Consider the following 14,785-nt stretch of genomic DNA (forward strand, 5'->3'; position numbering starts at 1 on the left):
CGCTTCACCCGATTGAACAACTGACTGCCGGGTTTCAAGGCTGGAAAACAGGACTAGCAGCAGCCGACCGCATCAAGCAAGCCGTCAACAAAAGCCAAACAGAGCCTGAACGAATCACGTTACCAGAAGTTTCGGGAGAGCTTCGTTTTGATCAAGTGGCTTGGTCGCCAGAACACCACAAAGGTGAACCTGTTCTTAAACAGCTCAAACTCAGGCTAGAGACAGGAAATCGTGTTGCAATCATTGGGGCCAGTGGTTCAGGAAAAACCAGCTTATGTAAACTCGTTACTGGTATACATAAACCAACCTCGGGCAAAGTGTGCATTGATGGTTTAGACGTTACCCACTGGGATCGGGACCAGTTCAAACACACGGTCGGTTACCTGCCGCAAAACATCCAGTTCTTACAAGGCTCCGTTAAAGAGAATATCGCTCACTTCGATGTAGAAGTAACCGACTCGCAGATCATCAGAGCAGCCATGCGCGCTGGTGTCCATGAAACCATTCTTCAATTACCAAATAGTTACGAGACCATCATCGGAGATGGCGGCCACCAGCTATCTGGCGGGCAAGCACAAAAACTCGCTCTGGCAAGAGCTATTTGTTTCAAACCCAAGTTGTTGGTCTTAGACGAGCCCAATTCACACATGGACAAAGAGGGAGAAGAATACCTCACCTCATTATTGGCTTCTTGCCGCGAAGAAGGCACATCCGTCGTCATGATTACGCACCAACCTCACCTACTACGCCATGTCGATTGGGTAGTCGAACTCAACCAAGGTCAAATCACCAAAGCGGGGGAAGCAAGCAAAGTTTTACGATCCATGATGGATGAACGCTCTCGAACACAACCAAAGTCGGAGGCTTCGAATGAGTAAAACGACATTACAACGCTCCGGCATTGAATTCGAAGATGGACGTAAGCTCTCTTTCACTACCAAACCCGTGGTTCTCATCTCGATGCTGGTTCTATTTATCATGGTAGGCGGGTTCATGACCTGGGCTAGCCTCTCTCCGCTTAGCTCGGCCGCTATTGCCCCTGGCGTGGTAATTGTGGAATCCAAACGAAAACCAGTCCAACACTTAGAAGGCGGGATTATTGAGAAAGTGCACGTCAAAGATGGTGATTGGGTAACCAAAGATGATTTGCTCATAACGTTAAGTGCGACTCAAGCTCAGGCCAACCTAAACCGACTGAGAGCACAATGGCAGAGCGATTTAGCGCGTTTAAATCGCTTGCAATCGGAACTTGCCGATCATCCTGAAATTCAATTCGATAGCCGTTTGCTCTCTAGAAGTGACTCAGCCGATATTCAATCCATCATTCGCACACAACAAGCTTTATATGAAAAACGACGCTCACTGCGCGTTGGTGAGAGCAATATTTTAATTGAGAAGATAGAGCAAGCTCGCCTCGATATGGTGGGTTTACAAAAACGCTACCAAGCAGGAAAAGAGAGTATTCGTTATCTTTCTGAGCAAGTTGCCATGCACAAAAAACTTCTGACATCAGGCAACACATCTAAGTCTCGGTACTTAGATTTGCAACGCGAACATTCGCAATTGGAAGGACAAATTGCCGACCTTAGCGCTCAGATAGGTCGAGCTAAAGGCTTTGTTGCCGAGGCAAAAATGGAGCTCGCAAACGCAGATTTTAACTACGCAAAAACACTCGGTGAAGAGGTTCAAGAGCTTGAACGTAAACTAAACGAAACTCGAGAAGCGATGGTGAATGCGAGTGATGTCTTGGAACGCGTCGAGATCAGAGCTCCCCAAGGTGGTGTCGTTGTTGGGCTGAATGTTGTAGGCGAGCATGCGATTATTGCTCCTGGCGACACATTAATGGAAATCGTACCCCAAGAAGATGAGCTCATTGTGGAAGCACTTGTAAAACCAGAAGATATCGAAGTTCTTCATATCGGACAGGCAACACAAGTACGCCTTACCGCCTTTAGTTTTCGGAAAACACCGCCAATTGAGGGTAAGCTGATTCACGTTTCTGCTGACCGCATTAGCGATCAAGCTACAGGTTCGTCCGCTTATCTAGCGCGAGTGTCACTCGATGCCGACATGTTAAATCAACTCGGCGAGTCGGTCTCTTTATACCCCGGAATGCCCGCTGAGGTTATGATCCTAATAGAAGATCAAACCCCGTTGGACTATTTGCTCAACCCTCTCGCCGTCGCTTCATATAAAGCGATGCGAGAGATGTAAGACTTATTCAAAAAATCATAATCCCTCGACGTTACTGGCTAATTAACTGATAAACAAAAGGATGATAAAGCCAAACCCACTGCGAGGTGGGGACGGAAAGCTACAGATCTCAAATGGCATTGAGATGGCTGAGCTGCCTCTATGTATCTCGCGATATATGAGGATGACACAATGGCGGAAATAGATGTAACTCAGACAAACGCAAGTAACTCTGGAGTGCTACTAGACGGAAACACAGAAAGTCAGGGTGGTAGAGATGAGCCGAATGTACTAATTCGAAATGATGACACTAATTATGAGGTAAGAGCAGGTAAGGATGATGACGTTGTCATAACCGGTAGTGGTGACGACTTTATTGCCGGTGGTCGAGGTTCTGAAGCCATTAAGTCGGGAGACGGTAACGATGTTATCGAATCATGGAACCACAGTATTGATGCAAAAGACGAAGCTGGCGTAAATCCCAACATCGACTTAGCTCGTGATAAAGACGTAGAGCATGTGGGGTGTGTCGATGACATCATTGTTGCTGGCTCTGGCAACGACTATGTCGAAGGCGGTGGTAACAACGACATTATTTATGGTGATCGTCGAGCGAAAACGGATGACAATAACTTACTAGCCAATGGTGATTTTGATGATAGCGTAGGCGATACTCCTGTTGTCGATCATGGCGGCTGGCAAACCTACTCTAGTTATGGTGGATGGGAAGCAACCGAAGGTTTAATCGAAATCCAAAATAATGGTGGTTATGGAGCTAACAAAGATACGGCAAGAGAAAACGTATTAGAGCTTGATTCTCATAAAGATGGCGATAATACCGTAACCAACTCAACCGTCAGTCAAACCTTCACGGTTGATACCGCAGGCACATTCAAACTCTCATTTGATCACACCAACCGCACCTCTAATGCAGACACAAACGGTCTGAAGGTTCTCATTGATGGCGAAGTTGTCGGAACATACAACAACTATGGCTGGGAAACGGTCAATCTAGATCTAGATCTAGGCGCTGGCGAACATACCATTTCATTTATGGCCGATGGTAACGAAGATTCTCTTGGTTCCCTACTCGATAATGTCGCTCTTCACCAATACCAAGCTAACGATGTATTGATTGGTGATGGCACTCCTAGAGACGGAGACAATATCGATGAAAGCTCGAAACCCGGTGATGACTTAATCCGAGGTAACAAAGGCGCAGACGTACTCATTGGTGACAATTTTGATGCCCTTTCTTTCAATGAGCAGTCTGGTAAGTTTGAGTTAGATTTAGACTCCGCTGAGGCACCAGAGGGTGACGGTTTGGGTCTTGATAACGCGACAGCTTACAATCCTGATGGTTCAGAGGGCATGCTTGTCACCAAAGGAGCAGCGAACGGTGAAACCGGATACGGTGTAAAAGGCAACTCGGAAAGCGGTGTTAACTCACAGATCGGCTACTCGTACATCGACAGTGACGGTGCTGGACCAGACACAATAGGGTCAGAGATTCTGTCTGTATGTCTAGAGGAACATACGATGGCAGCCAAAGTGGGCATTTCGAATCTCTACCTCGATGAAGGTAATGATGGCGTTGATGAAACTGGTCATTGGGCAGCTTACCGAGAAGGTATTCTTGTCGCTGAAGGAGACTTCACGGCTGCTGATTTGAAAGATGGCAACAACCACAGCGGCTACTTAGAAATAACACCTGAAGACACGGGCTTCAAAGCTTTTGATGAAATTCAGTTTTCTGCTGTTGGTCCTGAATTTGACAAAGGTAATGGGCAGGACGCGAGTGATTTCTTCGTCACATCGGTAGAAGCGGTTGGTCTAACTGGTGATGGTACAGATAAGTTACACGGTGGACGCGGTGATGATGTTCTACTTGGTGGTGATAACCAAGAAACCTTGCCTACGCCAGAAAACGGCATGTATGACATCAGCGAGTTTAATGGCACTTTTGATGTCGAACTCATAGGATCAGACGCTGGATTCAACAATTCTCTTGGGTTCTATACTGCAGATTCCAATGGGGATGTAGTAAATGTAGGCATCTTGTGGTCTGACGTTAAGAACGTCGAAAGCTCATCGACTTCTATTTCAAAAGAAATGATGGGCGGCGAAGCCTGTAAGCTGGGCTTCTTCATTGTTCCAGACGGTGCCGATAACGGCATTGAATCTGAGGGATTTATTGATGTTTCAGAATTCGATCTAGATGCGCAATTACTCGGTGAAGCTGCATTTGAATTGGGTCTCCCAATCCATGCGCAAGTATCTCCGAACGGTGAAGGAACATCCTTGTTCCAATGGAACGACAATACTGACTTATCAGGTAATGATAACGACTTTAATGATGTTGAGCATACTGTAACGACAGTTGCAGAACCGGAACTACTGAAAGGTGGCCGAGGTGACGACTGGCTAGATGGCGGTGCCGGTGTCGACGTACTTAAAGGCGGCAAAGGCGATGACGTGATCATTGGTGGTAGTGGTGCTGACGAAGTCCGCGGTGGCAAAGGCAACGATACTATTGCTTACGACGCGGACGATACGTTAATCCGAGGAGGTAAAGGATTCGACGTTCTTGTCGCCAACGATAAAGATGGCCCTATCGATATCGACATGTCTAAAGGCGGAGACAATATTAAAGGCATTGAAGCTGTCATTGGTACCAATAGTGATAGTGACTCTGTAACCCTAACTCTAGGCAAAGCCTACCACCAAGGTGGAGCGAGCGATAACACCAAGAGTAAAGACGATGGCCAATCAGAATTCTTTGCACTTGGTGTAGAAGATATCAAGCTCGATGAAAGCAATGGTTGGAGCCTAGAAAGCGATACTCAAGGCGATCCCGATGATGGTGTTACTATGACGGTGGCGGACCTTATGGCGTCATCAGATTACAAGCTAGACCAAGGCATGATTGATTCCTTAGGCCTATCAGGCTCAGATGTATTAACAGCCTACACCTTTACCAAAGGTGGTAAAGAAGTCGTCATTTATACCGACGCAGCCTTTGACGGTGATTTCCAATTTGTATAGGTAAACTCACTCGCCCTTCATCTACCTAAAAAGAGCGCCAATTGGCGCTCTTTCTTTACGTATCCGAACAATAGGCATGTACTAGCTCAATGGTCTTAGATACGCCAAGAAACGTTTCTCGGCAATTTTAAAGCACCAAAGAATAATAAATGTCAACGCCATATAGAACAGGCCTGCCGTCAAGAAGGACTCAAACGGAGCGTAGTATCTTGAGTTCACCAATCGTGCGGCACCAGTTAGGTCCATGATGGTGATGATACCTGCAACCGCACTGCCGTGAAGCATAAAGATGACTTCGTTCGAATAAGCAGGTAACGCTCTGCGAAGCGCACTTGGCAAGATGATACGACGGTAAGTCATAAACTTGCTCATGCCGTATGCTTTTGCGGCTTCTACTTCGCCCTTTGGCAAACCATTGATCGCACCACGAATGATTTCCGCCGTGTAAGCCGAAGTGTTAAGAACGAAAGCCACCAAGGCACAGAACCAAGCATGCTCCCAAAGCGTGTCTTTCACTGGGAAGAATTGGTCCATACCGTAGTAAATGAGATAAAGCTGCACCAGCAATGGCGTCCCGCGGAAAAAGTAAATAAACGCCCATGACGGCAAACTTAACGCGTAATTCGTGCTGTTACGTGCGATAGCTAATGGAATTGATACACATAGACCAATCACAAGCGCTAAAGCAACTAACCATACTGTCGTCCACAATCCATCTAGGTAGACCGGGAAACTTTCAATTATCAATGAAAAATCCATGGCTTACCTCGCGTGAATACTGAATTTACGTTCCACCAGCTTAAGCAAACCGGTCGAAACGCTGGTAAAGAACAAAAAGATGATCGCGACAGCCATATAGAAGGTGAACGGCATTTTGGTTGTACCTGCTGCTAATGAGCTCATACGAACCATGTCTTCCAAACCGATGATGGAAACTAAAGCCGTCGTCTTGAGCAACACTAACCAGTTGTTACCAAAGCCGGGTAAGGCATGACGAATCATTTGTGGTAAGAGGATTCTTCGAAAAGACATTACGGGGCTCATGCCATAAGCTTTTGCCGCCTCCAACTCGCCTTTGTCTACCGCCATGATTGCTCCGCGGAATGTCTCCGCCATATAAGCGCCAAAGATAAAGCCAATGGTCAATACACCGGCAATAAACGGGCTGACATCAATGTAATCTGGCAAGTAAGACGTCCACTCATGATCAGGGTTACTTGAGGTAAACCATTCATTGAGCGTCTCATTGATAGAGTAAAGGCTGTTGTTTAATAGAATTTGACCACCAAAGAAGATCAACATCATCAGAACCAAATCTGGGATACCGCGAATGATGGTGGTGTATAACGTCGCGATTGCTCTCGCCCACTTGTAAGGAGCAAGCTTTGCCAAGGCGCCAAGCATGCCAAGAACAACGGCTAAAATCAGAGAAAGTACGGCGACTTCGATGGTTACTAGCGCCCCTTTTAAAATCGAGGCTTCATATCCTTGTAGATCCAGCATAGGTGAGTTCCTAATCCCTAAAACTCAAAAATCGACCGTTAGCGACTTCTAGGAACAAGCTAACGGTCGCTTAGCTACGGCTTAGTCGCCGTAAACATCGTAGTTGAAGTATTTACCCGCGATTTCTTGGTAAACACCTTTTTCACGTAGCGCGTTAATCGCTGCGTCTAACTTCTTCGTCAAATCTTTATCTTGTTTACGAACGGCAATCCCCATACCTTCACCAAACCATTTAGGGTCAGTTAAAGAAGGACCAACAAACTCATACGCTTCACCGCCCGCTTTGTTTAGTACGCCTTCTTCAAGGGCAGATGCATCACCCAATACAGCAGCGATACGACCGTTAGCCAGGTCTAGATACGCTTCGTCGAATGAACCGTATCGAACGATTTCGACATCGTCACCGTAGTTATCCGTCAAGTACTTGTCATGCGTCGTCGCACGTTGAACACCAACTTTCACATCTTTAAGATTATCAAAATCTAAACCTGCGCCTTTCTTAGCGATGAATTTGTTTGGAATTTGAGCGTACTTACCAGTGAAGTCGACTTTCTTTTTACGTTCTTCAGTGATCGACATTGCCGCGATGATCGCATCGTATTTACGGGCAAGTAGGGAAGGAATGATGCCATCCCAATCCTGAGCAACGATCTGACACTTCACTTGCATCTCTTCACAAAGTGCATTTGCCATATCTACGTCAAAGCCTTTGATTGAGCCATCGGTTTCTGTCCAGCTAAACGGAGGGTAAGCGCCCTCAATACCAAAGCGAACGGTTTTCCATTCTTTCGCTTGAGCCATACCAGACACTGCCGTCGCAGCAAGCGTTGCTGCTAATAACCACTTTTTCATTTCCATACTCCTGTGATTGCTTTTATTTGGTTTTGATTGTTGTGCTTAATAGGTGGCAAAAGACTGCCACCCAAGAAATATTAGTAGATTGATGAGATAAATTGCTGTAATCGTTCCGAATCTGGGTTTGTAAATAGCTTAGCTGGGTCTCCCTGTTCTTCCACTAAGCCTTGATGCAAAAACATCACATGGTTAGATACGTCACGCGCAAAAGCCATTTCATGAGTCACAACCAACATGGTTCGGCCCTCATCTGCCAAGTCTCGCATTACCCCCAAAACTTCACCAACTAGCTCAGGATCCAGTGCGGAGGTTGGCTCATCGAACAACATCACTTCAGGGTCTACTGCAAGCGCACGAGCAATAGCGGCACGTTGTTGCTGACCTCCAGAAAGATGCCCTGGGTAGTAATCTTTGCGCTCATATAGCCCAACTTTTTTCAAAAGCAGCTCTGCGTTTTCAATCGCTTGTGCTTTCGGCACGCCAAGAACATGAACTGGTGCTTCAATCACGTTTTCTAGAACGGTTAGATGTGACCAAAGGTTAAAGCCTTGAAATACCATGGCTAAACGAGAGCGAATACGCTGTACTTGCTTTTCGTTGGCAGGAACGGATTCCCCAGCTCGGTTATTTTTCATTTGGATAAGCTCACCGTTTACCCAAATTTCGCCGGCAGTTGGGGTTTCAAGAAGGTTAATACATCTTAGGAAGGTACTCTTACCAGAACCGGAAGAGCCAATGATGGAGATAACATCTCCTTTATGAGCGGCAAGTGAAATGCCTTTAAGAACTTCATTCTGTCCAAATGTTTTGTGCAGGTCTTTGATATCTAGCGCTGGTACGTCATTCATTGCGCCTTACTCCCTGTGTTTTAATCACTGCAATAAGGGACTCCGCCCTCTTTGAATTGAAACAAACTATCACCACCCTAGAGAAGTTGCAACAAATTATTAACCTAAATAATTCGAATAGATAGCCACAACAATCAAATGAATATGCAATATTTAGCGTTATATTCTTTTATTGTTGAATAATTGACATAAAAAAGCCCCTCAAGTGAGGGGCTAAATAAGATACAAAACTGTTAATTAGTTCTCTCTAAAAGCAGAGTTTTAGTTTGTGCAACTCGGTTTGCCATATCACGAACTTGTTTCTCATTCATAACAATACCAAGCACATCTTCTTTAGTGTCTGTACCATTACCGTTAGCAAAAGCTGTTAAGAAGTCTGCTGCTTGTACATCACCTTCATCTTCAGTGAAAACATAGCTTTGTGTGATCTGAGAGCTATTAGAGATCACAAGATCATCTTCAGCACCAGCAGGTACACTTGAGTAATCCAAATCTGGTACAACAATACTACGTTCAATCAGTGAGTAAACAGAGTGCCTTACCACATATGGCGTAGACCCTACAGTTGTACCTTCTTGGTAGCTTACGCGCTGCAGTCCGTTTTCGTTACCCAGACCGATACTATCTGATAGATCAACAACGCTATTTGACACACCTGGTTTTGTGTTCTGAGTGTTATTTACAGCAAACAGTGAAGCATCATCGACTACGATACTAAAGTTGTCAGAAACCTTGTCTGTGTATGCTGCTTCCCACCCCGGAGTTGAGATTGTGCCATCAACACTGAATGTCCACACATCGCCTTTTAAAGCATCAGGGTGATAAAATGCGCCAGTCTTAGGCACTTCTGCCAATCGGTATGCGAAATTTTTGTAGATGGTATCAATGTCGATGGTAGAGAAGTTAATACCTGATGCATTCACCATTGGAGTAGAAGCAGTTCCAGCAAATACCATGCGATCATCAGCCCAATCTTCAAAACCATATTGGTATAGAGAAGAACGAGTATCTGTTCGGTACTGGGCAACCATCGTTATTTCAGTGCTCACTGCTGGCAGCACTTCGCCTTTAGTAAAGCGTGATTCGTTTGCCGTTACCGTCTCTAGCTGAGAATCAAAGTAGAATGTTGAATATGGGTTACCTACGGCGTCTTCTGCCGCTTTGTAATCGAGGTTTGTTTTATTGACGATCGAGTCGTTGTTTCCTGTTAAACAGGTAGTGTTACTCACATTAGCATCGGCTGAAAGGTACACATTTCGTAACGACGAATCGGCTTCCAACAAATCTTTTGAGAATGTGATTGCGTTAATGATAGTGCCATTCACTTCTTGCACCGTCACGCTGCCGCCATCAGGAATCGACTGTAGAATGATAGTCAGTTTATCGTTGTTCGCTGTTACTAAGTCACCTTCACGGTTTCCTGACGCATCTGAGTAGTAAGCCGTAAGTTGAGTATCAAGAACGCCACCTAGACGATGGTAGTTCAACACTTGCTCTTCATTATTCACGTCAAAACGATCATAAATCGTACATGAACCGTTACTTGCCAGTGCCTGCGTCTTTCCTGCAACAAATGTGAAGTTAAAAGGGGTTTGAGGTACACCACCGCCGCCGCCACCGCCGCCGCCACAACCGATCATTAATCCCGAAATAATTGCCACTAGCGGCAGTACTTTAAGCTGTTTCATGTCTTCTTCCTAAACTGAGCGGCAATGATTAGCCAAAAAATCGTCTCTGCTCCGTACTAAGCAAGAATGAAGCCAGCTTTTTATACAATCTATGAATGACATCAATAAATATTATTGAGCACTATTTCTGCAAAACAAAGTCTAATTTTATGCAACTTGTGTAATCGAATTACACACGAAATAACCATGTTGTTCGCATGCCAGACACTTTCTGTAGTTTTCTTTCACATCTATTCTTAAAGTGATCTAAATCAATCACCCCAAAGGGCTATCTTGCTAGACTCCGCCCCAATGATGAGGAATTTTTTGTGCCTCAACACAACAAGTTATTAGCTATGCTTAGGCACGAGTTGTTCGTGCAACAAAATCTAATAATAGCTAGCATAGGAAGTGCCGCAGGAAGCGGAAAAACACAATTCAATTTAGAATTCATAACTTTTAAATATATGAGGAATCTATGTCAGACGCAGTGAATAAAGCGCACTCTGATTCGGATATCGAGACTAAAAGCTACCGCGAGCTTCACCGTCCATCATCTGAGTTCGCAAGCCGTTCAGACTACCTAGACCACGAACTACAAATCATGAAGCCACGTCGCTATGGTTTGAACTTACCAGGTCGTGACTTCCGCTTTGAGCTTGAAGACCTTGTTCCAGCACTTGCTGGTACTATCGGTATTATCGCAATGTACTCTGCGGTAATGATGTCTTGGGCTGAAGGTCTTACTGCAGCATGGGACCACGTTAACTTAGGCAAAGATTTTGCTATCGAAGTTGCTCGTGTAGAAATGCTTATCCCTGCACTCCTTTTCTGTGTACTTGCTTCTGGTTTTGTTAACCCTAAAGCCAACCTTGCAGGTAACCACGGTCCAATGATCCCTCTTATTGGTACCATCGCTCTAGCTGGTGCCCACCCTCTTGCATTGGCAATTCTAATCGGTGTATTCGGCCTTCTACTAAGTGCCTTGAAAGGCGGCTCCAAACTGGTGAACCTCACCTCAGAAGGTACAGCCGGTGGCTTGCTTATCTTCTTGGGCTTAACAGGTACCATGAGCCAAATTACTTCGATTCAAGAATGGGCGGTTGGTCTACAATCTTCTACTGTCGAAGCGGGCAGCATGGGTTACGTTGGTCTTATCGTACTAGCAGTGACTATCGCGCTATACGCGTTCCTTGCAAAAGTGAACAAGCGTTGGCTAGCAATTCCAGTATGTGCTTTCACAGGCCTTGCAATCGCGCTTGTACTAGGTGCAGGTTTCGATATTAAATTCGTAACTGAAACAGGTCTTCCTAACCTAAACCCAGTTTACTGGTGGGGCAGCACAGAAGAAGGTTGGATGCTAGGTCTTCCTAATATGGAACACTTCATCGCATCACTACCGTTTGCAATCCTAGCAGTAGCAATGTGGTCTCCTGATTTCCTTGGCCACCGTATCTTCCAAGAACTGAACTACCCTAGAAAAACTGAAAAAGTACTAATGGACGTTGATGACACAATGACTATGTGTTCTATCCGTCAGATGGTAGGTACAGCGGTGGGTGGTGGTAACATCACTTCATCTTGGGGTACTTACATGATCCCAGCAGCGATCGCGAAACGCCCTATCCCTGGTGGTGCTATCCTTCTAGGTCTTTTAGTAATGATCATCGCAATCCTTGGTTTCCCAATGGATATCGCGGTATGGCCACCAGTAATGCGTGTTGCTCTTCTTGTAGGTGTATCTCTACCTCTACTTGAAGCGGGTATGCAAATGGTGAAAGACTCGAAAGATTCTCAAGCAGCAGGTATCTGTATCTTTGGTTCAGCAGTTGTTAACCCGGTACTTGCTTGGGCACTGACGATGCTTCTAGACAACAACGGTCTAATTGGTGATAAAGAGCGTGCATCTCGCCTATCATTTGTAGACAAGATTGTGATCCCTGTAGGTGTACTTGTTATCTGTTTAGTCGCTATGCTTGCAGTAGGTATGCTAGAAGGACAATATGGCATTAAAGCTTGGCTATAATGACATTCGTTCAAAAATTGTGTGGGTAGCGCTTGTCGCTACCCAATTTTTATTGAGTTTTTTTAGTATTTATTGATTTAGTTTAAGGTTTGCAATTTTTTTTTAGTGTAACCTTGAATTGTGGTTGGGAAGAACCCACATTGTTAGCAGTGACAATATTTATAGTTTTATGAACCAAACTTTCTTATTTAAGACTATAAATATTGTTATTCATTAAGAGTGTACTGTTCTCCATTTGAAAGTGGAGATAGCTGGCTCAACGGCGAACCAGTACGTATTTTTTTCTACTACAAAGGTAGGTATGTCATGGCAGAGCAATTTGCTAAAGCTTGGGAAGGTTTTGCTGCAGGCGACTGGCAAAACGAAGTAAACGTTCGTGATTTCATTCAGAAGAACTACACTCCGTACGAAGGCGACGAATCTTTCCTAGTTTCTGAAGGTACTGAAGCGACTAACAAGCTTTGGGCTAAGGTAATGGAAGGTATCAAACAAGAGAACGCGACTCACGCTCCTGTTGATTTCGATACTTCAGTTATCTCTACCATCACTGCTCACGATGCAGGCTACATCGAAAAAGACCTAGAAACTATCGTAGGTCTACAAACTGAAGCTCCTCTTAAGCGTGCAATCATCCCTAACGGTGGTATCCGTATGGTTGAAGGTTCTTGCAAAGCTTACGATCGCGAGCTTGACCCACAAGTTAAGAAAATCTTCACAGAATACCGTAAAACGCACAACGCTGGCGTATTCGATATCTACACTCCAGATATCCTAGCATGTCGTAAATCAGGCGTTCTAACTGGTCTTCCAGATGCTTACGGCCGTGGTCGTATCATTGGTGACTACCGTCGTGTTGCTCTATACGGTATCGACCGTCTAATGCAAGACAAGCTAGCTCAATTCAAGTCTCTACAAGAGCGTTTTGAGAACGGTGAAGATCTACAGATGACTATGCAGCTTCGCGAAGAGATCGCTGAGCAGCACCGTGCACTTGGCCAAATGAAAGTTATGGCTGCGAAATACGGCTGTGACATCTCTCGTCCAGCTGAAACTGCACAAGAAGCAATCCAATGGACTTACTTCGGTTACCTAGCAGCTGTTAAATCTCAAAACGGCGCAGCTATGTCTCTAGGTCGTACTTCTACTTTCCTAGATATCTACATCGAGCGTGATATCGCTGAAGGTAAGATCACTGAAGTTGACGCACAGGAAATGATCGACCACTTCGTAATGAAACTACGTATGGTTCGTTTCCTACGTACTCCTGAGTACGATGACCTATTCTCTGGCGACCCAATCTGGGCAACAGAGTCTATGGGTGGTATGGGTCTTGACGGTCGTACGCTAGTTACGCGTTCAAACTTCCGTTTCCTAAACTCTCTATACACAATGGGTCCTTCTCCAGAGCCAAACATCACTGTTCTTTGGTCTGAGCAACTACCTGAAGGCTTCAAGAAGTTCTGTGCGAAAGTATCTATCGATACTTCATCAATCCAGTACGAGAACGATGACCTAATGCGTCCAGACTTCGAGTCTGATGACTACGCAATCGCATGTTGTGTATCTCCAATGATCATTGGTAAACACATGCAGTTCTTCGGCGCTCGCGCTAACCTAGCTAAGACTCTTCTATACGTTATCAACGGCGGTGTGGATGAGAAACTGAAGATCCAAGTTGGTCCTCAAATGCCTAAGATCACTGACGAAGTTCTAGACTTCGACGATGTATGGGGCAAACTAGACCACTTCATGGATTGGCTAGCTAAGCAGTACGTGACTGCACTAAACAGCATCCACTTCATGCACGACAAGTACAGCTACGAAGCTGCACTAATGGCTCTACATGACCGTGACGTTCGTCGTACTATGGCTTGTGGTATCGCTGGTCTATCTGTTGCAGCTGACTCACTATCTGCAATCAAATTCGCGAAAGTTAAACCAGTTCGTGACGAAGATGGCGTAGCAATCGACTTCGAAATCGAAGGCGACTACCCTAAATTCGGTAACAACGATGCTCGCGTAGATGACATCGCTTGTGAGCTTGTTGAAGTATTCATGAACAAGATTCGTCAGCTTAAGACTTACCGTGACGCAATCCCAACTCAGTCTATCCTAACTATCACTTCAAACGTGGTATACGGTAAGAAGACTGGTAACACGCCTGACGGTCGTCGCGCAGGTGCTCCTTTCGCACCAGGTGCTAACCCAATGCACGGCCGTGACGAAAAAGGTGCTGTAGCGTCTCTAACGTCTGTAGGTAAACTACCGTTTGCTCACGCTAAAGATGGTATCTCTTACACGTTCTCTATCGTACCTAACGCTCTAGGTAAAGATGAAGGTTCACAACGTGCTAACCTTGCTGGTCTAATGGATGGTTACTTCCACCACGAAGCTGGCGTTGAAGGTGGTCAACACCTAAACGTGAACGTTCTTAACCGCGAAACTCTAGAAGACGCTGTTAAGCACCCAGAGAAATACCCTCAGCTAACAATCCGTGTATCTGGTTACGCTGTACGCTTCAACTCTCTAACTGCAGAGCAACAAGCTGACGTAATCGCACGTACATTCACTGAGTCTCTATAAGACTGATTGAATTAGCACTTTGAGTGATAGAACAGAGGCCGATGCTGTAAAGCGTCGGCCTTTTT

10 protein-coding genes and 1 riboswitch are annotated in these 14,785 nt (G+C 45.3%); of the genes, 5 read left to right on the top strand and 5 right to left on the bottom strand.

The window, feature by feature from the left end; translation table 11 throughout:
* The 3 genes from H735_RS21690 to H735_RS21700 form a co-directional block, all read left to right on the top strand.
* The coding region (locus H735_RS21690; protein WP_042980405.1) for an ATP-binding cassette domain-containing protein at positions 1 to 878 on the top strand (878 nt) is incomplete at its 5' end.
* On the top strand, positions 871 to 2,214 hold the full coding sequence (locus H735_RS21695) for an HlyD family type I secretion periplasmic adaptor subunit (RefSeq protein WP_020195021.1): 1,344 nt from the start codon (positions 871 to 873) through the stop codon (positions 2,212 to 2,214). The genes H735_RS21690 and H735_RS21695, both read left to right, overlap by 8 nt.
* 59 nt (positions 2,215 to 2,273) lie before the next feature.
* Positions 2,274 to 2,355: riboswitch (cyclic di-GMP riboswitch) on the top strand.
* Between the two features lie 30 nt (positions 2,356 to 2,385).
* Complete coding sequence (locus tag H735_RS21700) at positions 2,386 to 5,238, top strand: calcium-binding protein (protein ID WP_020195022.1); 2,853 nt, start codon at positions 2,386 to 2,388, stop codon at positions 5,236 to 5,238.
* An 81-nt stretch (positions 5,239 to 5,319) separates the two neighbouring features.
* Here H735_RS21700 and H735_RS21705 read toward each other — a convergent pair whose 3' ends face one another.
* From H735_RS21705 to H735_RS21725, 5 genes are all read right to left on the bottom strand, one after another.
* Positions 5,320 to 5,997 (bottom strand): ABC transporter permease, encoded by a 678-nt coding sequence (locus H735_RS21705; RefSeq protein ID WP_005437460.1) that lies wholly within the window; start codon positions 5,995 to 5,997, stop codon positions 5,320 to 5,322.
* A 3-nt stretch (positions 5,998 to 6,000) separates the two neighbouring features.
* Positions 6,001 to 6,741: an ABC transporter permease gene (locus H735_RS21710; RefSeq protein ID WP_005437461.1), complete on the bottom strand. Its 741-nt coding sequence runs from the start codon at positions 6,739 to 6,741 to the stop codon at positions 6,001 to 6,003.
* 81 nt (positions 6,742 to 6,822) lie between these two features.
* Entirely contained in the window at positions 6,823 to 7,593 is a 771-nt protein-coding gene (locus H735_RS21715; protein ID WP_009707114.1) for an ABC transporter substrate-binding protein, read from the bottom strand.
* Between the two features lie 80 nt (positions 7,594 to 7,673).
* Complete coding sequence (locus tag H735_RS21720; protein WP_005446708.1) at positions 7,674 to 8,444, bottom strand: ABC transporter ATP-binding protein; 771 nt, start codon at positions 8,442 to 8,444, stop codon at positions 7,674 to 7,676.
* Between the two features lie 233 nt (positions 8,445 to 8,677).
* Positions 8,678 to 10,132, bottom strand: coding sequence for a hypothetical protein (locus H735_RS21725; RefSeq protein WP_020195023.1), 1,455 nt, complete (start codon positions 10,130 to 10,132; stop codon positions 8,678 to 8,680).
* A gap of 457 nt (positions 10,133 to 10,589) precedes the next feature.
* Here H735_RS21725 and H735_RS21730 point away from each other — a divergent pair, with 457 nt between their 5' ends.
* Together H735_RS21730 and pflB are read left to right on the top strand one after the other, a co-directional pair.
* Positions 10,590 to 12,137 (top strand): DUF3360 family protein, encoded by a 1,548-nt coding sequence (locus tag H735_RS21730; RefSeq protein ID WP_005437465.1) that lies wholly within the window; start codon positions 10,590 to 10,592, stop codon positions 12,135 to 12,137.
* 306 nt (positions 12,138 to 12,443) lie between these two features.
* Positions 12,444 to 14,720 carry a formate C-acetyltransferase gene (gene pflB, locus H735_RS21735; protein WP_009707116.1) on the top strand — a complete coding sequence of 759 codons (2,277 nt, stop codon included), beginning with the start codon at positions 12,444 to 12,446 and terminating at the stop codon, positions 14,718 to 14,720.
* The last annotated feature ends 65 nt before the right edge of the window (positions 14,721 to 14,785 follow it).

The sequence above is a fragment of the Vibrio owensii CAIM 1854 = LMG 25443 genome (genome assembly GCF_000817815.1).
Taxonomy (GTDB): Bacteria; Pseudomonadota; Gammaproteobacteria; order Enterobacterales; family Vibrionaceae; genus Vibrio; species Vibrio owensii.